This window comes from Reyranella humidisoli (assembly GCF_019039055.1).
Classification (GTDB): Bacteria; Pseudomonadota; Alphaproteobacteria; order Reyranellales; family Reyranellaceae; genus Reyranella; species Reyranella humidisoli.
This window is the reverse complement of record NZ_JAHOPB010000001.1, coordinates 2,514,126-2,536,716: the sequence shown is the minus strand read 5'-3', so window position 1 is coordinate 2,536,716 and position 22,591 is coordinate 2,514,126. Positions and strand designations below refer to the sequence as shown.

Sequence of the window (22,591 nt, the reverse complement as noted above, 5' to 3'; positions counted from 1 at the left end):
AGATGGGGAAGTGCCCCGTCATACGGGGCGATGGGGTCATGAACATCGCAAATCCATGACCCCTCCGGCCCTGCGGGCCACCTCCCCATTTGAATGGGGAGGAAGATGATTGGAGAGGCGCTAAACCGGCAGCAGGTCGCCCTTCTTCTTGACGAAGCGGATGAAGGTGTTGGGCGCGATCCGGTCGCTGTCGAAGACCAGTTCGACGGCGCCGGATGCGATCAGGCCGTCGAGCCAGGGCGCGACGGTCGGCGTCTCGGGGCGACCGACGTCGTCGATGCCGATGATGGTGTCGGGGCCGCACTTCGACCAGATCGTGCGCAGCACCGGGTCCATCAGCACGCCCATGTCGAGGTCGAGCCAGACGAAGCTCAGCGGCCCCTGCAACTGCGCGCAGGTCTTCGTCGCATCGCCCTTGACCGGCGTGAGCGGCAGGATGCGCGACCACTTGGTGAGGAAGCCGAAGGCATCGAACGCGTCGTCGCGGAAGGCGCCGATCCCCAGCGCGCCGCCCGCCGGGTCGTCGATCTCGAATCCGTGGAACGTGTCGAACGTGTAGTAGTGCTTGTTCGCCCCCAGCGCCTTCAGCATCCAGGCGAGCTTCACCGACAGGATGCCGCGGAAGCAGCCGAACTCGGCCACGTCGCCCGCGACCGGAAGCGCCTTCTCAAGGAAGGGGAAGATCAGCGAGATGTTGGCTTCCTGGCGCATGCCCGCGATTTCCGGCGGCATCAGCGCCTTGATCCGGGCCTGGGTGTAGTCGACCAGGCTCTGGTACGCCTGCGCCGGCTCCGAGAAGGAGCGCAGGTGGGCCGCGATCTCGTCGACCACCTTGGCGATGACGGCGTTGTCCTCGCTCTTCACCGCCGCCGCCGACCAGTCGCCGCGCGGGTTGGCGCGGAACTCGACGACCTTCTCGTCGAGATACCGGTCGTATTCGGCGCACTTGGCGACGAAGGTGAAGGTCTCGGGGGTCGCGCCTTGTCCGGCGGCGCGCTTCAGGCAGTCGAGGAAGGCGCAGACCGCCTCATGCTGACCGCGCGCGTCGGCAAACGCGCGGCCGGCGGCGGCTTCCTTCATCAGGCCAAAGGACGGACCGCCGGCGATCCCCGGCTCCATCCGGCCGGCCTGGTCGACGAAGACCCGGGCGGTCGACCGGAAGGCCTCCGCGTCGGCGAGCCCGAAGCTCCTTCCCGACATCACTACGCTCGATCTCGAATTCACCGACGGTCCTTTCCGGGACTGAACAAGGGTCGATGCTCGCACACTCCTCCCCTCGGTAGAAGGGCGATGGGCGGCGAACGCCATCAGGCGAAGAGAATATCGCTCAACTCGATGGCGTTCGCGCCGACGAACGAGATGGCGAGGTCGGCGGGAGCGTAGAGCACATCCACCGTCGCATGGAGATAGAGGCTCGTCGAACTTCCGTCCGACTGGATCTGGACATGCGAGGCGCTCATGCTGAACGCCGTCAGGTCGAGTTTGCTGGTCCCCGACATGAAGTCGAAGATCGTGTCGTAGCCGGTGACCAGATTGCTGTCGAGGAACTGCAGGTAGACGAAGACGTCGGCCCCGCCCATGCCATAGAGCGCATCCCCGCCGCCCGCGCCCGTCAGGATATTGGCCGCGGCATCGCCGATCAGCGTGTCCGACGTCGAACCGCCGATCAGGTTCTCGACCGAGTTCATGGTGTCGAACAGCACGCCGTCGACATAACCCGCCTGCGAGCGCAGGTCGGCATAGACGTGGCCCGTGGTGCCCTCGTAGGACGCGGTGTCGATGCCACCCTGGCCCCAGAGCTGGTTGGGCGTGCCGGCATTGATGCCGCCGCCGATCAGCATGTCGTCGCCCTCGCGGCCGTAGAGCAGGTCGCTCGACGCACCGCCCGTCAGGCGGTTGGCGCCGCCATCGCCGATCAGCGTGCTGCGCCCGAGGCCCGCGGTCAGGTTCTCGACGCTGTCGTAGGTGTCGGCGAGCAGGTAGTTCACCATGCCGTATCGCGCCGACAGGTCGGCATGGACGACGCCGCTGCGACCGGCATAGGAGGCGGTGTCGATGCCGTCGCCGCCCCACAGCTGGTTGATGCCGAAACTGCCCATCAGCACGTCGTCGCCGGCGCCGGCATAGAGAATGTCGTTGCCGATGCCGCCGTCGATGACGTCGTTGCCGGCATTGCCGTGCAGCACGTTGTTCAGCTCGTTGCCGATGATGGTGTCGTTGCCGCTACCCGTCACCAGCGTGCCGATCAGCGAGCGCGTGTCGCCCTGGTAGAGCAGCGTGTTGTAGACGTTGCCCTGCGCCTGGTACTCGACCGTGCCCGGAGGGGCATAGGCGTTCAGGTCGGCGAGATGGTCGACCGAGAAGCGCAACCACTGGCCGGCCCGCAGGTCGTCGTACTGGTCGCCGCTGAAGTTGCTGAGGTCGTAAGTGGTGTCGGCGCCCTGCGTCCACACGGTCTGGAAGATCCTGTGCGTTTCCGTCACGCCGGTGTCCGGTGCTTCCTCACCGTCGATGTACTGCTGCCCGGTGCTGTTGCTCCAGGTGTAGACGGCCTTCTGCGCCGGCGTGGTGCCGGTCTTGCCCTTGTCGAAGTTCGCGCCGTACATCTCCTGCAGCGCCGCAATGTCGTACATCATGTAGCCCGACACCGAGGACCCGTCCGGCGCGGTCGTGTTGGCATTGACGCCGACTTCGCCGGTCAGGAAAGACGAATAGCTCATCACCGTGAATTCGATGTTGCTGCGATCGGCCGAGATGGCGCCGTTCGGATAGGGCTCGAACGGATGCTTGAGGCCCATCGCGTGACCGATCTCGTGGATGATCGTGGCGAAGGTGTCGTTGCCGTAGAGTTGATCGGTCTCGGGCGTCCCGTTCTCGCCGAGGAACACGTCGCCTGCGCTGTTGGAGATCGCGCCTTCGTGATTGGCGGGAAAGTTCGCATGCGAGCCGCCGTCGTTGCCCGGCAGGCTGCCGGCGCCGGCGATGCGCATGGCAGCATCCGAAGTCTCGCTCAGCTCGAAAGCGACACCGGTGTACCAGGTGATCTGGTTGAACCCGATGATCGACGCCGCTTGCTGGTGCTCGTTGGCCTCGATGAAGACATCCAGGCCTTCCTGGTCCTGATAATCCTCGGGATAGTCGTCGACGGAATCCGGGAAAAAGTAGGTGAAGCTATCCGCGGGTGTCTGACCGTCGGCATCCGACGTCCAATAGTGGTCCGACAACAGCGCCCTGAGGTTCGCATCGATGATCGTGTAGGAAGCGAAGGTGCCGGCGTAGAGGCCGCCCTTGGTGATCGCCGGATCGGCCATGATCAGCATCCTCCTGGAAAGCAGAAAACAGAGGCCCGCCTCTACTATCCGTCCACATTCGGGACAAGTTTCGCCGCGCCCAGACCGCGCAGAATCGCGGCAGGTGCGACGCGAAGTGTCAGTTCTCCGGTTCGACACCGCACGCGACTCTCGTCGGCCCCCTGACACAACGCGAGCGGATACCTATATTCCGGCTCTCTGGCAGGTGGCGACAGGAGCGAGACATGCAGACGTACAAGAAGACCCAGGAGGCTTTGGCCAAGCTCTCCCCCGAACAGTTCTATGTGACGCAGGAGAGCGGCACGGAACGGCCCGGGACCGGCGCGCTGCTGCACAACAAGCAGCCCGGCATCTACGTCGACATCGTCTCCGGCGAGCCGCTGTTCGCATCTTCCGACAAATATGAATCGGGATGCGGGTGGCCGAGCTTCACCAAGCCGATCGAGCCCGCCAACGTCGCGGAGCTCAAGGACGTGTCGCACGGCATGATGCGCATCGAGGTCCGGTCGAAGCATGGCGACAGCCATCTCGGCCACGTCTTCCCCGACGGACCGCGCGACCGCGGCGGCCTGCGCTACTGCATCAACTCGGCCTCGCTGCGCTTCGTCCATCGCGACGACATGAAGGCGCAGGGCTACAGCGACTATCTCGACCAGGTGGAGGATGTGAAATGAGCACGGAACGCGCGGTTCTTGCCGGCGGCTGCTTCTGGGGCATGCAGGACCTCATCCGACGCATGCCCGGCGTCTTGTCGACGCGGGTCGGCTATACCGGCGGCCACGTCGCCAATGCGACCTACCGAAACCATGACGGCCATGCCGAGGCGATCGAGATCGTCTTCGATCCGGCGAAGACCAGCTATCGCAAGATCCTGGAGTTCTTCTTCCAGATCCACGATCCCTCGACGATGAACCGCCAGGGCAACGATCGCGGCACCTCTTACCGCTCGGCCATCTTCTACACCAGCGACGAGCAGCGCCGGATCGCCCTGGACACGATCGCCGACGTCGACGCCTCAGGGCTGTGGCCCGGCAAGGTCGTGACCGAGGTGGCGCAGGCCGCCGAGTTCTGGGAGGCCGAGCCCGAGCATCAGGATTACCTGGAGCGGATCCCGAACGGCTACACCTGCCACTTCGTACGGCCGAACTGGAAGCTGCCGGTCCGCGCCAAGGCAGCCCAGCCCGCCTGACACCGGCCGGAGCCGGCGCCCGGCCCCAGTTAACGACCGCGCACCGGTTCCGACCGCATGGTCGGCGACGCCAGGGGCCCGCGCACGGACACGAGATAGTCCAGCGAGCCCGGCGTGCCGGTGTCGAGGGCGATCAGCGTGTCGACGGTCCCCTGCCGGAGATCGAAGCGGCTTTTGACATAGGCCGTGGCATGCGGGGCGCGCACGGTATGCTCGTCGAGCGCAAGGATGCCGCCCGACAGGTCGAAGGCCCCGCGCGTGGCGATCCAGCTCCCCACGAACCCGTCGATGACCGCCGAGGTGAAGCCCATCTCGGTGCTGAACAGGCTGGCGAGTCCGGTCGCGAACGAGGCGAAGGACGCCGACCCCCGCACGACGGATGCGCGGACCTGGCTTCGCGACTGTCCGCGGCCCACTCCCGAGGCGACGAGATCGTCGAGCGTGCCGCCCTCGGCTCTCCAGACCAGGTCCTCGAGGTCGAGCGTGCCTTCCAGTGCCACCGCGAGCTGGTCGGTGCCGAACTCGTTGGCGGCGCCGGCCACCGCAATGGTGCGCGAGATGTCGATGTTCCCCACGCTGCCGCCCAACTCCATCGCGGGCACAGGAGCCCGCGCATCGACCCGCGCCGTCAGGTCGAAGGCCGCGCCTTCCAGCGTGCCCGCCAGCCGCGTGACGTCTAGTACGCCGCGGTCGAGTCGCGCGGAGAGTTCGACCATGCCCAGCGCATAGCGCCCCCAGGCGACCGCTGGCGTCGTGAGTGTCAGCGTCGCATCGAGCGCCCGCAGCGAGTTCGTGAGCCGCTCGCTTCCCGTCGCCGGCGAGGCCCCGCGCCGTGAATCGCCGGCACGCCCCACGCCCGACCGGGGCGCCGCGGGCAGCCAGCGATCCAGCCGCAGCCCGCCCGGCGCCTGCAGCGACGCGGTGACGTGCGGGCGTGCCGCCAGGGTCGAGGAGAGCTCACCCGAAAGCGCCATGCCGTCGATCGCGAGGGTGCCGCGGAACGTTGCGCGACGCCAATCGCCGTGAAAACTGCCGTCGGCCTCCACGTCGGCCACGTCCTCGCGCAGGCCGCCGCTGGCCGCCGCGAGGAAGGCGCCGAGGTCGAGGCCCGTCACGGAAAAGCGAGGAAAGTCGAAGCGGCGGTCCTCGCCGAAGGACATGCGCCCGGCCGCCGTGAAGGTGGCGCCGAGCATGGAAACCGACAGGTCCGACAGGGCCGCTTCCTTCAACGTCCCGACCGCGCGGCCCGCCACCTGGGCGGCCCCGATGCGCCCATGGACGAAGCGCGGCAGCGCCGCGAAATCGAGCATCCGGTCGGCATCGCGAATGACGCCGCGATAGACGAGGTCGAAACGCGGGACGGTGCCGTAGTCGGCGACCGCCCCCGAGAGTTCGAGGTGTGAGCCGAGAAGCTCGCCCACGCCCACATGCTTGAGCTTCAGCTCGTTGCCCTGGATGACGACATGGGCATCGACCTCGTGCGCGGTTTCTCCGCGGTAGAGCACGTTGTCGAAGCGGGCCTTGAAGTCCAGCACGGGCGGCGCGGGTTCGTCGGCCGCCGGCGGCGAGACCGGCGTCGCGTCGGGCGCGGGCATCAGCCCGTGCAGGGCCGCGCCGGTCAACTGATAGGCGTCGAGGTTCAGGTCGGGGAGATGAATGCGGGCGGTGATGACGGTCGGAATCGAATAAGCGATGTCGGCGCTCGCGGTGCCGCGCTGGTCGTCGAGTTCGAACGTCGCATCGGTGACATGAACGACGCCCCTTGCCGGCCGCGTCTTGCCGCTGATCCGCAAGGTCTGCAGGCGGTCGGGCGGCAGCGACGTCGTGTCGATGCCGATCCATTTCAGCGTCTGGCGCAGGTTCCGGCCCTCGACCTCGATGAGGCCGTCATATCCCGCGTCCTTCGCATCGCCCTCGAAGCCGGCTTTCCGGTTGATCAGGAGGTCCCCGGGCAGCACGGCCTTGAGCGCCAGTATGTGAAGCACGTCCTTCTCGTACTGGAAGGTCACTGTGACATCGCGGACCGCGTCGCGGCGGTAGCGCACCGTGTCGACCTCGCAGGTCAGGCGCACCCGCAACGACGGCAGGTCGTCGTCGGACGACGCCCCGGTTTGCATCGCCGCCCGCGCTGCGTCACCGGACGGCGGCACGAACAGCGCGCCGTCCTGCAACCGCTCCACCCAACGGTCCGCATCCAGATAGGACGACGCCAGCCTGCCGCTCACCGCCGTCGTCGTACCGCCACCCGCGATCAGCAAACTCCCCGTGATGCGTTCGTCCGCCACGGCGATCGCCAGATCGTCGAGCGAGAGCCGGTCGCCGGCCAGCGCGACGTCGGCCGACACCGCCAGCCTGCGAGCGACCGCCTCGTTCACGCGCATCGGCCGGCGGCCGCTCGCCGTCGTGATCGATTCGACGAACTCGGGCAGGTACTCGGCTTCCAGCGACAGGCGGCCCCGCAAAGGATCGCCGGCCGTGCGCTCGCCGGGCCAGCCCGCGAAGACGAGGCGGCCGCCCGGCACGCCGAGCTTCAGATTGACCGGGGCATCGGCCGACGCCGTCATCCTGAGCCCGAGCGTGAACAATGCCGGAATGCCGTTGACGACAGCGGTCCCGTCGAGGGCGAGAAGGCCCGCGTTCGCATCGAACGAGCCCGACAGGTCGATGGCCCGCGCCTCGAGCGGTTGGCCGGACAGACCGGTCGCGTTGACGATCCGACCGCGCCGGATCTCCAGCCGCGCGACCGTCACCATCGGCACAGCGTCCCCCGCCTGCCCGTCCGGCAGCCGCCAGTTGGGGCCGTCGTCAGTTCCCGGTTCGAGTGCCAGTCGAGGCTCGTCGACGACCACCCGCTGCAGATCGATGCGGCCCTGCAACAGCGCCCGCCAGGACAGTGTCACGGCGAGCTGTCGCGCTTCGAAGAGGTTCGGCGCGGCGGCGCCCGGCGCATTGCCGACACGAACCCGCTGCGCAACGAGAACGGGCTGTGGCAGCAGGGCGACGTCGAGCGGGCCGTCGAGCCCGACCTCCCGGCCGATCTCCTGCGTCAGGAACGATGCGAGGCGCGCCTTGTGCGGTTGCCAGTCGATAACCTTGGGAAGGATGAACAGGCCGGCCACGACCGCGACCACGCAAACGGCGATCCAGGCCGACATCCGCACGAAAAATCCAGCCGTTCTCAACGACCATGCGAACATCGAGGATACCGTGACGACAGCAATCTGCTGGGGTTTGCCTTCGAACCGAGCCTATGGGGCCTTGCCCGACGGTTCAAGATTGGACGCGGTGCGGCTCTTTCGGCGCGGCAGCCGGACCTGCCGACGTGGATCTGCCGACGTGGATCTGCCGACGCTGCCGCGACAGCGCCATTCCCGTTGGCGAAACCGCCGGGCAATTCGCGCGCCGCGAGGCTTGTCAGCGCGCGCGAGGGCTGCTCCCTTTCCGGTCAAGGGAGATACCAGCATGAAGAGCGACTCGACCTATGACTACATCGTCGTCGGTGCCGGGTCCGCGGGCGCGGTCGTCGCGAGCCGGCTCTCGGAGAGCGGCAAGTATCGCGTGCTGCTGCTCGAGGCGGGAACGCAGGGCTCGAACTTCTTCTGGTCGAAGGTGCCGGTCGGCGTCGCCAAGATGATCGACGATCCGGCCGTCAACTGGTGCTACTCGTCGGAGCCCGACGAAGGCTCAGGCGGCAGGCGCATCGCCGTGCCACGCGGCCGCATGCTGGGCGGCTCCAGCTCGATCAACGGCATGGTCTACATCCGCGGCCAGGCGCAGGACTACGATCACTGGGCGCAGCTCGGCAATCGCGGCTGGAGCTTCCAGGACGTGCTGCCCATCTTCAAGCGCATGGAACGCTTCGAGGGCGGCTCCGACGAATTCCGCGGCCGCGACGGCATCCTTCCCGTCACCCACACGCCGCGCAACAAGGTCCCGCTGCTGGAGAAGATGATCGAGGCGGCCGAGAAGATGGGCCTGCCCTACAATCCAGACCAGAACGGCGCCTCGCAGGAAGGCATCGGCATGTCCCAGGTGACGATCACCAAGGGCCGCCGCCAGAGCACCGCCTTCTGCTATCTCGATCCCGCCCGCGGCCGCGCCAACCTGCAGATCGACCAGGGCGCGATCGCGGAATCGCTCATCCTCGAGGGCAAGCGTTGCGTCGGCGTGCGCTATTCCGTGAACGGCCAGAAGCCCGAGGCGCGCGCCACGCGCGAGGTCATCGTCTCCGGCGGCTCGATCAACTCGCCGAAGCTGCTGGAACTCTCGGGCATCGGCCAGGGCGACCGGCTGCGGGCGCTCGGCATCGCGCCGGTGCACGAGCTAGCCGGCGTCGGCGAGAACCTGCGCGACCACTACTCGCCGCGCATGAAGTTCGAGATCACCGGCAAGAACCTCACCTTCAACGACAATGCGCGCGGCTGGCGGCTGGCCCGCGAGGCGCTGAAGTACGCGATGTTCCGCGAGGGCTTCCTCGCCTCGACCTCGGTGCCGATCCGCCTCTATTTCCGCACGCGCGTCGGACTCGATTCGCCCGATGCCACGATCTCGATCGCGCCCTTCCTCTACGAGATGGTCGGCAAGGAGCGGCGCGTGTCGGCCCAGAAGGGCATCACCATGAACGTGAACGTGCTGCGCTCCGAGAGCACCGGCTCGGTCCACATCAAGTCGGCCGATCCCGCCGAGCCGCCGGCCATCCGTTTCAATTTCCTGTCCACCGAGCACGACCGCACCGGCATCGTGAACGTGCTGCGCAAGGGCCGCGAACTGATGGCGACCTCGCCGCTGAAGGAAGTCACCGGCAAGGAGATCGCCCCCGGCGCCCATCTCCAGAGCGACGCCGAGCTGCTCGAATGGGTGCGCAACAACGCCGAGACGACCTATCACCCGGTCGGCACCTGCAAGATGGGCAACGACCCGCGCGCCGTGGTCGATCCCGAGCTGCGCGTCCACGGCCTCGCCGGCCTCCGCGTCGCCGACGCCTCGATCATGCCCACGCTCACCTCGGGCAACACCAACGCGCCGTCCATCATGATCGGCGAGAAATGCGCAGCGATGGTGTTGGCCGCCGCGGCGACCGCGCGAGCGGCCTAAATCGCGGCCGGCTGCCGATCTGCATTCTCTGCCCACGCCGCCACTTTGCTTACGCACGCAGGCAGGTCATCGCGAATCTGGTAGACCCAGAAGCGCATGACATCCCACCCCATCTCAATCATGCGCAGGTTGCGGAGCTGGTCTCTCCTTATCAGCTCCCCATCCCAGTCGCGATGATAGTGCTCACCATCGACCTCGATATTGAGCCGACGTCCATTCGGCCGAATCAGGGCAAAGTCGAGAATGTAGGAATCGACATCGTATTGAGGCACCGGACGAAGGCCGGCTTTTACCATGGCAGTCCAGAGCACCTTCTCCCAATCCGACACAAGCTTTGGCTGGGCGACGGGAGGGTAATCAGTGCCTTGTGTGGCGACCACATCTCTTGCGGCCAATTCAGCCGGTTGCGTCAGCCCAGCGGCATACTTGGCGAAAGCGCTGAGATACCCCACGTCGCTCGCCTGACACGCTGCGGCGTCGCCAACAACAACCAGAGCGCCGCGAGCACGCGTGATACCGACGTTGAAGATATTGCCCTGACTCTTTAGGAACCCGGAAGCTGTCTCAGGGGCACCGGCCGAAATCACTGGCGAGAACACAATGAGATCGCGCTCGTCTCCCTGGAACCGGTGCGCAGTCTCGCTGATGAAGTTACGAGACGCCAGAGCGGCCGCCAGAGGGTCGTCTCGAGCTATGAGTTCTTCGATCAAATTCGCTTGCGCTCTGAAAGGAGTGACGACGCCCATCTCTCCTGAAAAGCGCTGATGAAGGGCAAGCTGCCGCAACTCGGCCACAACCGCAGCTGCTTCTTCATGATTGACCGCGCCGCCGGTGAAAGGACGTACCGTGCGTCCCTTTACGTCGACCCATCGCACTGCTGGTCCCTCAGGGCGTTTCAGAAGCTTGTAGTCGGTCGCCACACGCAGACGGCCGCCGTAAAAGAAATCGTTCGAAAACCGGATGATCGACTCGTGACTCCGATGATGGTCTCGCAAGGCAACGATCGCACCCGGAGGCGCTTTAGCAGCCGCGAGGTCGTAGAGTGCGTTCGCTCGATAGCTCCAGTTCGCCCCTGGCGCGGAAAGAATGTCGTGCTTCACCATCAGAGCCTGCTCCCGTGGCTGAGACAGGCGGGTAATGTGGCGAAGCTGTTGCGGATCTCCGATAACTACAGCTCGCTTGGCGCGATAGAGGAGCGGGACTATGGACGCGATATCGCACTGGCTTGCTTCGTCGACAACCACGACATCGAATGCCCCTGCTTCCAGCGGAATTCGCCCGCGTGCCGAAAGCGACGTAACAGCCCAGCAAGGCAAGGCTTTGGTCGTCTTGCCCGCGAGTTCATAGAAGCGACGCCACACTTTGCGGTCGATGCCCCCGCCCTGTCCGTTCGACTCTGCAATTAGCCGCAAGAGCGCGGCATACTCTCCTATCGCCGACCGGTCCTCTTGGTTTAGTCTGTCTGGCAGAAGTGTCGACCATGATCGCCACGTCTCCAGAGACAGGGCCGCAATTCCTTCGATTTCGCGCGCAATGTCGATGGCCAGCTTGCCTGGATCTCTGCCAGTCGATAGCTCGGCGAGCGCGGATCTATAACTGGCTGCATCTTGCGCCGCCTTGACGAATGCCTCCGCCAGCCTCCAGACGTCCTCCGGCTTTTCCGTGCCGCCCGGCCAGGCATCAAAGCGCGCGAGCGACTGGCGAACCGCCTCTGCCGCTTGCTCTGCTTGGCGGTTCAGGGTGCCTCTCCGCATCGGCCAAAGCATCCGATCGATCAGCGGCGCGCCGTCGCGCTTCGCTCGACGCACGGCTTCCGCCAGAACTTGGGCCCGAAGCGGCAATTCGGACTTGAGCACCTCAGTAGAGTTGGAAAACGCCTCCTTAAGGACGGCGCGGCTCCCTTCGGCGAGTCTTTCGAGACGGTCCACCCGATTGCGTAGTGCCACTAGGGTCTCATAAGCACGCAACTTGGAGTTAAGGGCCTCACTCTGCAGCTTGAGGCGCGCCAGCGTTTGAGCGTAGGCCTGTCTATCGTCTGCTGTCGGCTGCGAGGACAGAATCGCACTCAAGTGTTGTGCCAATTCCTCCTGCAGCGCTCGTGCCCCCAGTCTTAGGACAGTGGGCCTAGGAGCCAGACCGTTGACCCGATCCAGCACTACGTCTACGGCCTTATTGTTCTTGCTGGAGAACAGCACACGCTGCCCACGCCACACCGCGTTGACGAGTATCGCCGATACGACCTGGGACTTCCCAGTCCCTGGGGGTCCCGTAATGACGGTGAGAGGCTCGGTCAGCCCAGCACGCACGGCGTTCCGTTGCTCGGCGTTGAGCGGGGCCGGCTCCAACAGCAGTTCATCGTCCACTAGCCGCGATGAGGTCTTGCCAAGCAAGATGCCTAGACTTGATTTTGCTATGTCGCCGTCACTGGCTCCCTGAAGATCGGTGAGATCTTGTTCGAGCCCCACGGTGAAGGGCGACTTGTCCGCGATGACGGCTATCGCCGCATTGTAAATGCCTGGTTCTGGGAGACTGCGAAGGCTTCCCAGCGGTCGCAAAGGCGCGGGTACCAGCGCCTCTTTCCACCGCCACTCCGGGCGAAGATCGCGCAATCGGGCGACCAGCTCGTCTAGCGGCGCCAGGTCGCCAGTATCGAGTCCCAGTTCCTCCGTGAGTCGCGTGACCTCTTCGAGAATGTTGTCTGCGGGGCCTGCGCTACGAACCGCCCTCGTATTCACGAGAGGCTCGGGCAGAAAGGCAAAGTCGTTGGCCTCGGGATCCTGCGGCCACAGAAGTAGCGGCTCGATCACCTTGCGTTCCCAACCGTCGCGGCCACGTACTTGCCTCAACATTGTCGGGTATCCGAGCCACAGGATTTTCTTGCGCCAGTCGCGTTGCTGGCGGCCGATCAGCTTCCTCAGGGCATCGGAATGGCCTTCTGATGCAGGGCCATCCAAGGGCCAAGATGGGAGTTCGACATAGTCTAGATCTGAGCCGAAATCCGCGAAGACACTTACACCATTGTCGTCGTCCTGGGCGAGGCAATCGAGATAGTATCGGAAGAGAGGGCTCCACGTATTGCCCTTAGTCTTCGATTGTCTTGAAGCCTTCGACTGTGGAGAGTTGGTGGAAGTGAGCGACCAGGCGAAATTCTTGTTCTGCTTCACTTTGCTCCGGAGCGATCCATACAGGAGCTGATTGATTGTGTTCCGATCGGCCCCCAACGCGTCCGCAATATCCTTCGCTCTGATCGGTCCGTAGGCTCGAAGGTACTCCAGAATCCGATTGTTAAGTTCCTCACTCACGTTTGTGCTCACACGAATCTACAGAAAGAAGTGACCAGGCTCGTGATCGAGCAATGGACTATCCTCCCATAGCGCAATGAGAGGAAATCCAATGGCGCCCAGGGAGCGTCACGGAATGCCCTCGAAGCTGTACGGCATCGCGTCGTGCAGATCATGAATACACATACTGACGCTCATTTCCGCGTTAGCCAACCGCTGGCGCGGTGGCTTCCCAGGGTCACTGCCGCGAGTTGACACGCCTCTGAAGGGACTATCGACAAGGCCATCACGCCCGGCACCATCACTCCGCGCGGATGTCGGCGGCCTTGATGACTTTGCCCCAGCGAGTCACCTCGGCCTTCAGGTACTCCTGGAAGCGCTGCGGCGTGTTCAGGACCATGTCGCTGCCCGAGGCGATCAGGCGTTCGCGCACCGCGCCCTGGCCCAGCACGTCCTTGACGTCGGTGTAGATCTTCTGCACCAGCTCCGGCGCCATGCCGGCGGGACCGTAGAGTCCGTTCCAGGTCGCGGTCACGATATCGCCGGCACCGGATTCGACAATCGTGGGAACATCCGGCGCGAGCGGTGAGCGAGTCTGCCCGGTCGTTACGAGCGCCTTCAGCTTACCCGCCTGGACGTAGGGCATGCCCGACGGAATGTTGGCGAAGAGCACACCGACCTGGTTGCCCATCACGTCGGCCAGCGCCGGTTGCTCGCCGCGATAGGGCACATGCACGGCCTTGAGGCCGAGCTGCATGTTGAGCAGTTCGGACGTCATGTGAGGCGAGGAGCCGATGCCGCCCGAGGCGAAGGTGACCTTGCCCGGATTGGCCCGCACATAGGCCAGGAATTCGGCGAAGGTCGACGCCGGGAAGGACGGGTGCGCGACCAGCAGCATCGGCGTCGCGGTGAGGATGGTGATCGGCGTCAGGTCCTTGAGCGGATCGTAGGGCGACTTGGCGAAGATCTGCGGCGCCACCGCGATCGAGGTCTGCGGCGAGACGAGCAGCGTGTAACCGTCGGGCGCCGACCTCACCACCTGCTCCGCGGCCAGCATGCCGCTCGCACCGGTGCGGCTCTCGACCATCACGGACTGGCCCCAGCGATCCTTCAAGGCATCGGCCAGGATGCGCGCGACGAAATCGGTACCGCCGCCGGCCGCGAAACCGACGACGATCTTCACCGGCTTGTTCGGGAAGGCCTGTGCGAAGGCCGGGACGGTGCCCGCGACCGTCGCCACGAGCGAGCCTATCGCCGTGCGGCGCGTGATCTTCATGAAGTTCCTCCTCTTTCTTTGTTTGCTTGGCGAGGAGTGTCCGCACTGCGCATGTGAGCGTCAATGCAGTCTTGCCGTCGTCGCGTGCGAGAGTGACAGTCGGGATCTCGATGCGCGCAATTCGGTTCCGGTGACGACATGCTGACAGACCGCTACGGCCTTCCCCTCTCCACCACGAGCGCGACTGCGCGCGACGCCTATGTCGAGGGCGTCGATCTTCTGCTGACCGTCTATCCCGGCGCGGCCAATGCCTTCGAGCGGGCCATCGCCGCCGACCCCGCATTCGCCCTCGCCCATATCGGCAAGGCGCGCGCCGCGCAGCTTGCCGGCAAGCTCGACGCGATGCGCGAGTCCCTGGCCACGGCAACTTCCCTCGGCGAGGGAAGTACGGCGCGGGAGTTGAGCCACATCGAGGTGTTCCGCCGCCTGTTCGCCGGTCTGGCCGTCGCGGCACTGGCGGCGATCCGTACCCACGTGCAGACTTGGCCGCGCGACGCGCTGGTGTTGAGTCTCGCCGCCAACCAGGGCGGATTGATCGGGATGTCGGGCCTGCCCGGCCGCGAGCAGGACCTGATGGACTTCCTGGACGGGCTCGCCCCGCACTATGGCGAGGACTGGTGGTTCGAAGCCCATCACGGGATGGCGCTGTCGGAGATCGGCCGGCACGACGAGGCGCGCCCCGGGATAGAGCGCTCGCTGGCCAAATACCGGCTCAATGCATACGCCGCCCATGCCTTCGCCCATCTCTGCTACGAAACCGGCGAGCAGGACGCAGGCATCGCCTTCCTGCGCGACTGGCTGCCGGATTACGATCGAGGCGGCGGATTGTTCGGCCACCTGAACTGGCATCTCGGCCTGTTCGAACTGCACGCCGGAAACCTCGAAGGCGGGCTGCGCCTCTACAACGACGCCTTCTGCGCCGACGATCATCGCGGCGCCATTCATCAGAAGCTCTCGGATTCCGCGGCGTTCCTGTGGCGCTCGGAGTTGGCGGGCCATCCGCGCGATCCCGCGCGCTGGGCAAAGCTCAAGGACTATGCGCGCGAGAAACTTCCGCGACCGGGCATGTCCCTCGCCGACTGGCATGTCGGCCTGACCTATGCGGCCACTGGCGACGACGCCGCACTCGACGGCTGGGTCAAGGCGATCGAGGAACTGGCAAGCGCCGGCCGCTACCCGTCCGGCTCGCTGATCCCCACTGTTACGCGGGCCTTCGCGGCCCACCAGCGCGGCGACCATGCAACGGCGATCGAACTCATCGAGGCGATCCTGCCGGAACGCGAGCGCATCGGCGGTAGCCGGGCGCAGGGCGATCTGGTGGAAGCGACCCTGCTGCAAGCGTATCTCGCGGCCGGTCGCGCCGACGAGGCGCGAGAGCTGGCCGGGCGCCGGCGCGCGGGCCCGGCGGGCCTGCCGGTCACGGGAAAAGGCTCTGCGTGATCGCACATCTGCCGCGCCTTGATCGCCCTTCCGTTGCAACTATGCTGTCCGCCTGATTCGGGGAGAGAACATCATGTGCAACGTCTGTCTTTCACGTCGCGGCCTGTTTTCAGGCGCGGGCGGTCTCGCGGTCACGGCCGCAGTCGGTGCCCTGTCGACGGGCGCGGCCATGGCGCAACCGTCGCGGTCGGTCGAGACACCCGATGCGGCGCTGTCGCTCCTGATGGAAGGCAATGCGCGCTATGCTTCCGGAAAGTTGGCCGAGCGCGACTTCTCCGCCGGTCGAGCGGCGCGTACCCTTGGACAGGCTCCCTTCGCCGCGATTCTCGGCTGTGCCGATTCGCGGGTGGCACCTGAACTGGTGTTCGACCAGACAGCGGGCGAACTCTTCATCGTGCGCGTGGCCGGCAACTTCGTGACGCCCGACGGGCTCGGCAGCCTCGAATACGGGGCCGCGGTGCTCGGCACGAAGGTGATCATGGTGCTCGGCCACACGAGCTGCGGCGCCGTGAACGCAACGGTCGAGGCGCTGCAGAAAGGGAACACCCTGCCGGGCCACATCGCCGACCTCGTGCGCGCCATGAAGCCCGGGATCGAGCCGGTCCTCAAGACGCCGGGCGACGACCTGCGGCAGCGCGCCGTGGTCGCCAACATCCAGCACAACGTCCGCCGCCTGCAGACCGAGAAGCCGATCCTCGGCGACATGGTCGCGGCAGGTAAGCTCAAGGTCGTCGGCGCCTACTACGACCTGCCCACCGGCAAAGTGATCATGGTCTAGCGACTCGATTCGCCGAGACTATTCGAGTTCTTTTGACCCCGGAGATGGCCTATCATTCCCGGACTGGGCCTTCGACGCCTGTCATCCGGGAGTTTTCGATGGATCTGGCCGCGCTCTCCAGCGCGATACCATCTGAAATGGCCTTCCGGCGTATCCATGACAATGGCTGCGGGCCATGACTCTTGGCCTTCGCCTCCGTCAGCCCGTCTACCTTGCGGCCGGTCTCGTCGTAGTCGTCTGCTTCATGATGCTCTTCTTCAGTTCGCTTCGCGAGATGGGACTGCGCCGCGATGCCCTGAAGGCCGCCGAGATCGACGTCACCAATCTCGCCCAGTCGCTGGTCCAGCACGCCGAGGACTCCTTCGAGATGGCCGACAGCCTAGTCGTGGGCCTCGTCCACCGGCTGGAAGCGGAGGGAACCGGCCCGGTCGCCACCGCGCGGCTCCAGAGCGACATCAATTTCCGCAAGGGTGCGATGGGTCGTGTCCGCGCCCTCTTCGTCTATGACGACAAGGGTCGATGGCTCGCGACCTCGGAGAACGTCGACCTGAACGCCTTCAACAACAGCGATCGCGAATATTTCAAGCAGCACCGGGCGTCGAACGACCTGGGCCTGCTGATCGGCAGGCCGATCAGGAGCCGGTCGGGCGGACAATGGATCATTCCCGCATCGCGGCGCTTCAACAATCCGGACGGTTCCTTTGCCGGCGTCGTGCTCGCCACCATCGACGCCAGCTACTTCGCCGACTTCTACAAGCGCTTTGACCTCGGCCCCTCGGGCGTGGTCACGATGCTGGAAAAGAGTGGCATCGTGCTGGCGCGCAGCATCGACAACGAAAAGTCGGTCGGCCGCGACCTGTCGAATTCCGGCCTCATCAAGGACATGCACGGCCGGCCTACGGCCAGCGTCTACTACTTCCAGTCGACGTTCGACGAATCATGGCGCCTCAGCTTCTACAAGATGAGCGACCGGTTCCCGATCATCATCTTGGCCACCGAAGCGAGGGACGAAGTGCTGGCGCCGTGGCGCCGCGAAGCGATGTTCCGCATGGCGCTGGTCCTTGTGCTGATCTCCCTGATCGGCGGCGCCGGCTTCTATCTGGTGCGCCAGTTGCTGGAGCGGCAACGCATCGCGACGGTCCTCGCGGCCAAGGAGGCCGACTTCCGGCTGCTCGCCGAGGAATCGAGTGACATGGTCATGCGCATCGCGTTCGACGAGCGCATCCTCTACGTATCTCCCGCCTGCCTTCGAATCGTCGGCTGGAGCGCCGAGCAGCTCCGCGGAACGCCCGCCCTGGCCGGCGTCAATCCGGAGGACCTGCCGCACGTGCAGAAAACCGTCGAGGAGCTCAAGGCAGGCGAGGTCGAGGAAGCAAAGGTCATCTACCGCACCCGGCATCGCAGCGGCGGCGAGATCTGGCTGGAGAGCGCCCTGCGCGCGACGCGCGACGTCGCCACCGGCAGGATCAGCGGCGTCGTGGCGATTTCCCGGGACATGACCGAACGCAAGGGACTCGAGGACAAACTCGCGACGCTCGCCCGCCAGGACGGCCTCACGGGCCTCGCCAACCGGCGCCATTTCGACGAAAAGCTGCAGGAGGAGTGGCGGCGCGCCGCGGGAGACGAGACCCCGTTGTCGCTGCTCATGGTGGACGTCGACAATTTCAAGAAGTTCAACGATCAGTACGGCCACCAGGCGGGAGATGCGTGCCTCAAGGCCGTGGCCAAGGCGATCTCGGCCGAGGCCCGGCGCCCAGCGGATCTCGCGGCGCGCTACGGCGGCGAGGAATTCGTGTTGCTGTTGCCGAACACCGACGAAGTGGGCTGCGCCAGCGTGGCAGCCCGCCTGCGCGAGTCCCTGGTTGCCTTGAACATGCCCCATGCGCTCAATCCGCCGACGAAGCGGGTGACGTTCAGTGCCGGTGGCGCCACGGGCTGGCCGGGCGCCGATTCTGCGAACAATCATCCATCGCTGGTCGCGGCAGCCGACCGGGCGCTCTATGCGGCCAAGCACGCCGGCCGCGACCGCTTCGTCATGTCGGGCCGGGTAGTGGCCTGGCGGGGTGCCGAAAGCGCCTAGAATTCGCTTCCGGTGATCGAGAAAATCGGCCCGTCGAGACGACGTTCGGACTAAACTCCGCCGGCACCGCAGCGACCAGTCAGGCGAATCCAGTCGATGTCCATCGACGTCCTCACGATCTATCTTCTGAACTTCGTGATCGCCTTCGCGATGGCCGGTCTGTGCTTCTTCTCGTGGCTCCATAGCCGCGACATCCTCGGCCTGCGCGGTTGGGCCACCAGCCTGCTGCTGGGGGCGATGGGGTCGCTGGAACTCAGTCTGCGCACGAACAGCTCGCCCCTCTACATGGTCGTCATGGCCAATTCGCTGATCGTCGCGGGCTATTCCACCGTCTGGATGAGCGTGCGGCGGTTCAACAGCGGCGAGCGCGGGATCAAGTTTGCCGTCGTCCCGACCACTGTTTTCGTCGTCATCTTCACGGGCGCCCTCCTCGCCGGCATCGACGTGAACAAGCGCGTCGCCCTCTGTTCGCTCGTGATCGCCATCCTGTCCACGCTGGCTGCCTGGGAGGTCCTGCGGGCCAGGATCACTGAGCCCCTGAGCAGCCGCCTGCCGACGGCGATCGCGCTGCTGCTGATGGCCTTTTCCATGATCGTGCGCGTGGTGTTCTCGCTGCTGAGCGACGCGCCCGAGGGCGATACGACGCCCTTCTACGACCCGACCCAGGGCATCACGCTGTTCATCAACACGATCTGCGTCGTGGCAATGACGCTCGGCTTCCTGCTGATGGCGAACGAACGCCTGAGGCATCACTACGAGAAGCTGGCCTCGACCGACGAGCTGACGCATCTGCGGAACCGTCGTTTCTTCCTCGAGGAAGCCGAACGCCTGGCCAGCCGGGGCGCCCTCGGCATGGCGCGGGCCTGCGTACTGATGATCGACCTCGACCACTTCACCAACGTGAACAGGACCTTCGGACATGCAGGCGGCGATCAGGCGCTCGTCGCCTTCGCCGGTTTGGCGCGCCGGCAGCTTCGTCCCGACGACCTGATCGCACGTTATGGGGGCGAGGAATTCTGCGCCCTGCTGCGGGACGTCGACGAGCCGGAAGCGCTGCAGGTCGCAGAACGGTTGCGCGCCGCCATCGCCGACCTGTCGCTCGACGTCGACGGCCGTGCCCTTCGAATCACCGCCAGCATCGGCGTGGCAACGCTGCGGGCAGACCTCCAGGACGCGATGCGCCGGGCCGACGCCGCGCTCTATCGGGCCAAGGAACGCGGCCGCAACCGGGTAGAAAGCGCGGAGGAGCCTCCGGCCGCCGCCGCGTGACGCGCCCGGTCAGGAGCGGCTGCTTCCGGGTGGCCGGTATCGTCCAGCCTTTGCCATGCGGGAGATCCAGCCGGTGACGCGCTCGCCGGGCATCGGCCGGGCGATCAGGAAGCCCTGGCCGAAATCGCAGCCGAGCGACTCGAGCGCATCCCACTGTTGCTGGGTCTCGATGCCCTCGCCGGTCAGGCTGACCTTCTCGCGCGCCGCAAGCGACACCAGCATCGAGACGATGTCCCTGCCCTCCCGGTCGTCCGGCAGGCGGGCCACCAGTCCGCGATCCATCTTGAGGTCGCTGAATGGATAATATTGGAGCCGGCCGAGATCGGAATAGCCCACTCCATAGTCGTCCATCGAGATCCTGACACCGGCCTCGCGCAATCTCGCAAGGAGCGCGCGCGCCACCGCCGGGTCGGGCGCCCTTTCGGTCTCCGTGAGCTCCAGGATCAGCGTGGACGGTTCGATCCGCTTCTCCCGCAGCAGGGCCAGGATCTCGTCCGCCGTCCGAATCGATCCGAGAAAGCGCGCGGATATGTTCACCGCAATCGCGAGGGGCAACCCCTGCTCGTTCCAGGCGGCCTGCTGTTCGGCCGTGCGCGTCAGCACATCCCATGTGAGCTGGATGATGGCGCCGGAGCGCTCGGCAAGACCGATGAACCCCTCCGGCCCGATCAGCCCGTATTCGGGGTGCCGCCAGCGCACAAGTGCTTCGGCACGCGAGAACACGCGATCGCGTATCGAGACGATGGGCTGATAGTGAATCTCGAGCTCTTCGCCGGGAATGCGGGCGAGGTCACGCGCGGCGAGATCGGCGTTGGTATTGTCCTTGTCGCGCGCCTCCAGCGCGGCCAGCCGCGCCGAAAGGGCGGAAAAGGAAAGAGGCTTCGCGAGAACACCGACGACGTCGAGGCCGGCGCGAATGGCGCTCTGCCTTATTCCGTTGAGCGTGTCCGGGTCCATGTTTCCCACCAGGACCGTTCGCGGCTGCCAGCCGGTGCCGAGCGTTTCGATGATCTGCAGGCACTGGGTGCGGCCGAGTTCGACGTCGAGGAACAGCCAGTCGAAATGCCGCCCTTGCAGGAAGTCGGGCAGGTCCTTCACCGAGCGGATGGCGCGCACGGAGAAATTGAGCGTGATGGCCCATTCGACCAACTCCGCCCGAAAGTCGTCGTCTCCGCTGGCTACGAGCGAGCGGAACCTCCGTGGCGCCGAAGGAGCCTGATCAGGGTTGGCCAAACGATATCCTCGAAGCCACGAGACTTACCGTATCGCGCCGACCATGACCGGTGCAAATCTCTCCCGGGCGCAACCCGTCACGCGCGCTTCGCACGCGGGGCTTCCTGGCCTGCCACGTTCGCAAGCAGCTTGAGACTGGCGGAGTAGTAATCGTCGTCGTCGCCCACGGTTGCGACCGGCGCGGGGCCCTGGTTGCCATCGGCAACGAACTTCGTGACGGAGGAAACGGCGATATAGCCGCCGCTGGACGGGTATGGCGCCACGGCGCCCGTGTCGAGGTCGATCCAGGCCGGCGGGCGACCGCCGAAGCGGGGCGTTCGCCACGCCGTCAGGAAGCGCCCGAGGCGCGAGGCCTGGTTATGCCAGGCGAGATAGAGCGGGATGCGAATGGCGTCGAAACCGAAATAGGGCTTCCAGTCATCGGCCACCCGGAGGACCTGGTTTCCGAACAGCAGCCAGTCGGGTGGTAACCGATAGTCGCCGAAGGCCGCGTTGTCGACCAACCACAAACCGTCCGCCTCGAGACGCCGCCAACGCCCTTGATCGCCCGGTTGCGCGGCAAAGTCGTGGAGCGCGGGCCAGACATAGTAGGACAGGTTGATCACGTGCCGGTTGCCGCGCACGAACCCCTGCACGCCCGGCAACAGGATCAGCTTTCCCTGCGATTCGATCACCAGACGGTCGAGGACGGCGGACTGGATCCGCCTGGCCGGCGCCAGCCAGCGCGGCTCGTTCCACTTCGCGGCGGCGCGCATCAGCGCCCAGGCGATCAGGATGTCGCCGTCGGCGGCGTTGTTCTTGTCCGGCACTGGATCGTTCGTATTGGGCGACCAGCGCCACGAGAAGAGACCGTCGCCGCGCTGCAGGGATTTCGACGTCCAGTCCCAGATCTTCGCAAAAGTGTCCTTGTCGTCGTAGCTCTGCGCGAACAGCAGGCCCCAGCCCTGGCTCTCGGAGTGGCTGACATTGTTGTTGCCGCTGTCGATCACGCGGCGGTCGTCGACGATGAAGCGACGCTTGTAGGTCTGCCAGTTCTGGTCCGCACGCGCGACTGCGGGCAGGAGCGAAAGCGCAGCAAAACCTACGCCCGTCGTCAGGAGACGCCGGCGCGAACCGTCTGGCGGCCGACGACAATCCATGACTAGGCGCCGGACCGCTCGTAGCGAAAGACCAGGGGCGGATAAGGACCGCTGCCGCGTTCGACGAGGCGCATCGAGAGGCCGGAGCGCGCTGCCTGCTGGGCGAGCCAGCCCTCCAGTAACGCCTCGAGAATGGCGGCGAACGCCGTCTGTGCCTCAACGCCGTCGAAGCAAGGATAGCCCACGACCACGAACTCGAGCGCCTTCTCCGCCTCGTAGAGATCGACCTGGCCCCAGTCGAGGGTCTGCAGTCCGGCATTCATCGCCGCCTTGAGGTCGGTCAGCGAGTTGCAGACCGGCACGGGCTGTTCGCGGGCGATGGTCGCCCCGACAGCGGCCAGGACGCGAAGCGCCTGTTCGTCACCCGCGACCTGCGACAGCGACGTCCCCAGCGCCTCCATGAATATCCGCCAGTGCAGCGGGCTGGAGCGCCGTGCAGCGGCGGCGAGGGTCATCGCGTCGAACGAATTGTTTGCGGGGCGTACAGCCATCAAAGGACCG

General features: G+C 65.7%; 15 protein-coding genes. 7 read left to right on the top strand and 8 right to left on the bottom strand.

The features are described from left to right. Nucleotides 1–120: 120 nt before the first annotated feature. Together KQ910_RS12250 and KQ910_RS12245 are read right to left on the bottom strand one after the other, a co-directional pair. Nucleotides 121–1,200: a class I SAM-dependent methyltransferase gene (locus KQ910_RS12250; RefSeq protein WP_216960244.1), complete on the bottom strand. Its 1,080-nt coding sequence runs from the start codon at nucleotides 1,198–1,200 to the stop codon at nucleotides 121–123. Nucleotides 1,201–1,307: 107 nt separating this feature from the next. Beyond that, nucleotides 1,308–3,311 carry a M10 family metallopeptidase gene (locus tag KQ910_RS12245; RefSeq protein ID WP_216960241.1) on the bottom strand — a complete coding sequence of 668 codons (2,004 nt, stop codon included), beginning with the start codon at nucleotides 3,309–3,311 and terminating at the stop codon, nucleotides 1,308–1,310. 224 nt (nucleotides 3,312–3,535) lie between these two features. On the opposite strand from KQ910_RS12245, the gene msrB reads away from it, so the two are divergent. Together msrB and msrA are read left to right on the top strand one after the other, a co-directional pair. Continuing rightward, on the top strand, nucleotides 3,536–3,985 hold the full coding sequence (gene msrB, locus KQ910_RS12240; protein ID WP_216960238.1) for a peptide-methionine (R)-S-oxide reductase MsrB: 450 nt from the start codon (nucleotides 3,536–3,538) through the stop codon (nucleotides 3,983–3,985). Then, nucleotides 3,982–4,500: a peptide-methionine (S)-S-oxide reductase MsrA gene (gene msrA, locus KQ910_RS12235; protein ID WP_216960235.1), complete on the top strand. Its 519-nt coding sequence runs from the start codon at nucleotides 3,982–3,984 to the stop codon at nucleotides 4,498–4,500. Before msrB ends, msrA begins: the two co-directional genes overlap by 4 nt. A 29-nt stretch (nucleotides 4,501–4,529) precedes the next feature. On the opposite strand, the gene KQ910_RS12230 is transcribed toward msrA, so the two are convergent. Beyond that, entirely contained in the window at nucleotides 4,530–7,655 is a 3,126-nt protein-coding gene (locus KQ910_RS12230) for an AsmA family protein (RefSeq protein WP_229600716.1), read from the bottom strand. 307 nt (nucleotides 7,656–7,962) lie between these two features. Here KQ910_RS12230 and KQ910_RS12225 point away from each other — a divergent pair, with 307 nt between their 5' ends. Beyond that, on the top strand, nucleotides 7,963–9,594 hold the full coding sequence (locus tag KQ910_RS12225) for a GMC family oxidoreductase (protein WP_216960230.1): 1,632 nt from the start codon (nucleotides 7,963–7,965) through the stop codon (nucleotides 9,592–9,594). Here KQ910_RS12225 and KQ910_RS12220 read toward each other — a convergent pair. Together KQ910_RS12220 and KQ910_RS12215 are read right to left on the bottom strand one after the other, a co-directional pair. Then, the gene (locus KQ910_RS12220; protein WP_216960227.1) at nucleotides 9,591–12,758 is read right to left on the bottom strand and encodes an AAA domain-containing protein; all 3,168 of its coding nucleotides are present in this window, start codon (nucleotides 12,756–12,758) and stop codon (nucleotides 9,591–9,593) included. The genes KQ910_RS12225 and KQ910_RS12220 overlap by 4 nt on opposite strands. Before the next feature lie 418 nt (nucleotides 12,759–13,176). Continuing rightward, a complete protein-coding gene (locus KQ910_RS12215; protein WP_216960222.1) occupies nucleotides 13,177–14,151 on the bottom strand; it encodes a Bug family tripartite tricarboxylate transporter substrate binding protein in 975 nt (324 codons plus the stop codon). A 138-nt stretch (nucleotides 14,152–14,289) separates the two neighbouring features. Between KQ910_RS12215 and KQ910_RS12210 the strand changes: the two genes are divergently transcribed. From KQ910_RS12210 to KQ910_RS12195, 4 genes are all read left to right on the top strand, one after another. Next, entirely contained in the window at nucleotides 14,290–15,591 is a 1,302-nt protein-coding gene (locus KQ910_RS12210) for a tetratricopeptide repeat protein (RefSeq protein ID WP_216960219.1), read from the top strand. A gap of 73 nt (nucleotides 15,592–15,664) precedes the next feature. Continuing rightward, nucleotides 15,665–16,369, top strand: coding sequence for a carbonic anhydrase (locus KQ910_RS12205; protein ID WP_216960216.1), 705 nt, complete (start codon nucleotides 15,665–15,667; stop codon nucleotides 16,367–16,369). A gap of 175 nt (nucleotides 16,370–16,544) precedes the next feature. Further along, on the top strand, nucleotides 16,545–18,449 hold the full coding sequence (locus KQ910_RS12200) for a sensor domain-containing diguanylate cyclase (protein ID WP_216960214.1): 1,905 nt from the start codon (nucleotides 16,545–16,547) through the stop codon (nucleotides 18,447–18,449). Between the two features lie 96 nt (nucleotides 18,450–18,545). Then, entirely contained in the window at nucleotides 18,546–19,718 is a 1,173-nt protein-coding gene (locus KQ910_RS12195; protein WP_216960211.1) for a GGDEF domain-containing protein, read from the top strand. 9 nt (nucleotides 19,719–19,727) lie between these two features. Here KQ910_RS12195 and KQ910_RS12190 read toward each other — a convergent pair whose 3' ends face one another. The 3 genes from KQ910_RS12190 to bcsD all read right to left on the bottom strand — a co-directional run bounded on the left by KQ910_RS12190 (nucleotide 19,728) and on the right by bcsD (nucleotide 22,581). Then, nucleotides 19,728–20,867 (bottom strand): EAL domain-containing protein, encoded by a 1,140-nt coding sequence (locus tag KQ910_RS12190; protein ID WP_216960208.1) that lies wholly within the window; start codon nucleotides 20,865–20,867, stop codon nucleotides 19,728–19,730. 161 nt (nucleotides 20,868–21,028) lie between these two features. Further along, nucleotides 21,029–22,090: a family 8 glycosyl hydrolase gene (locus KQ910_RS12185; protein WP_216960205.1), complete on the bottom strand. Its 1,062-nt coding sequence runs from the start codon at nucleotides 22,088–22,090 to the stop codon at nucleotides 21,029–21,031. A gap of 2 nt (nucleotides 22,091–22,092) precedes the next feature. Next, the gene (gene bcsD, locus KQ910_RS12180; protein WP_216960203.1) at nucleotides 22,093–22,581 is read right to left on the bottom strand and encodes a cellulose biosynthesis protein BcsD; all 489 of its coding nucleotides are present in this window, start codon (nucleotides 22,579–22,581) and stop codon (nucleotides 22,093–22,095) included. Between the last annotated feature and the right edge of the window lie 10 nt (nucleotides 22,582–22,591).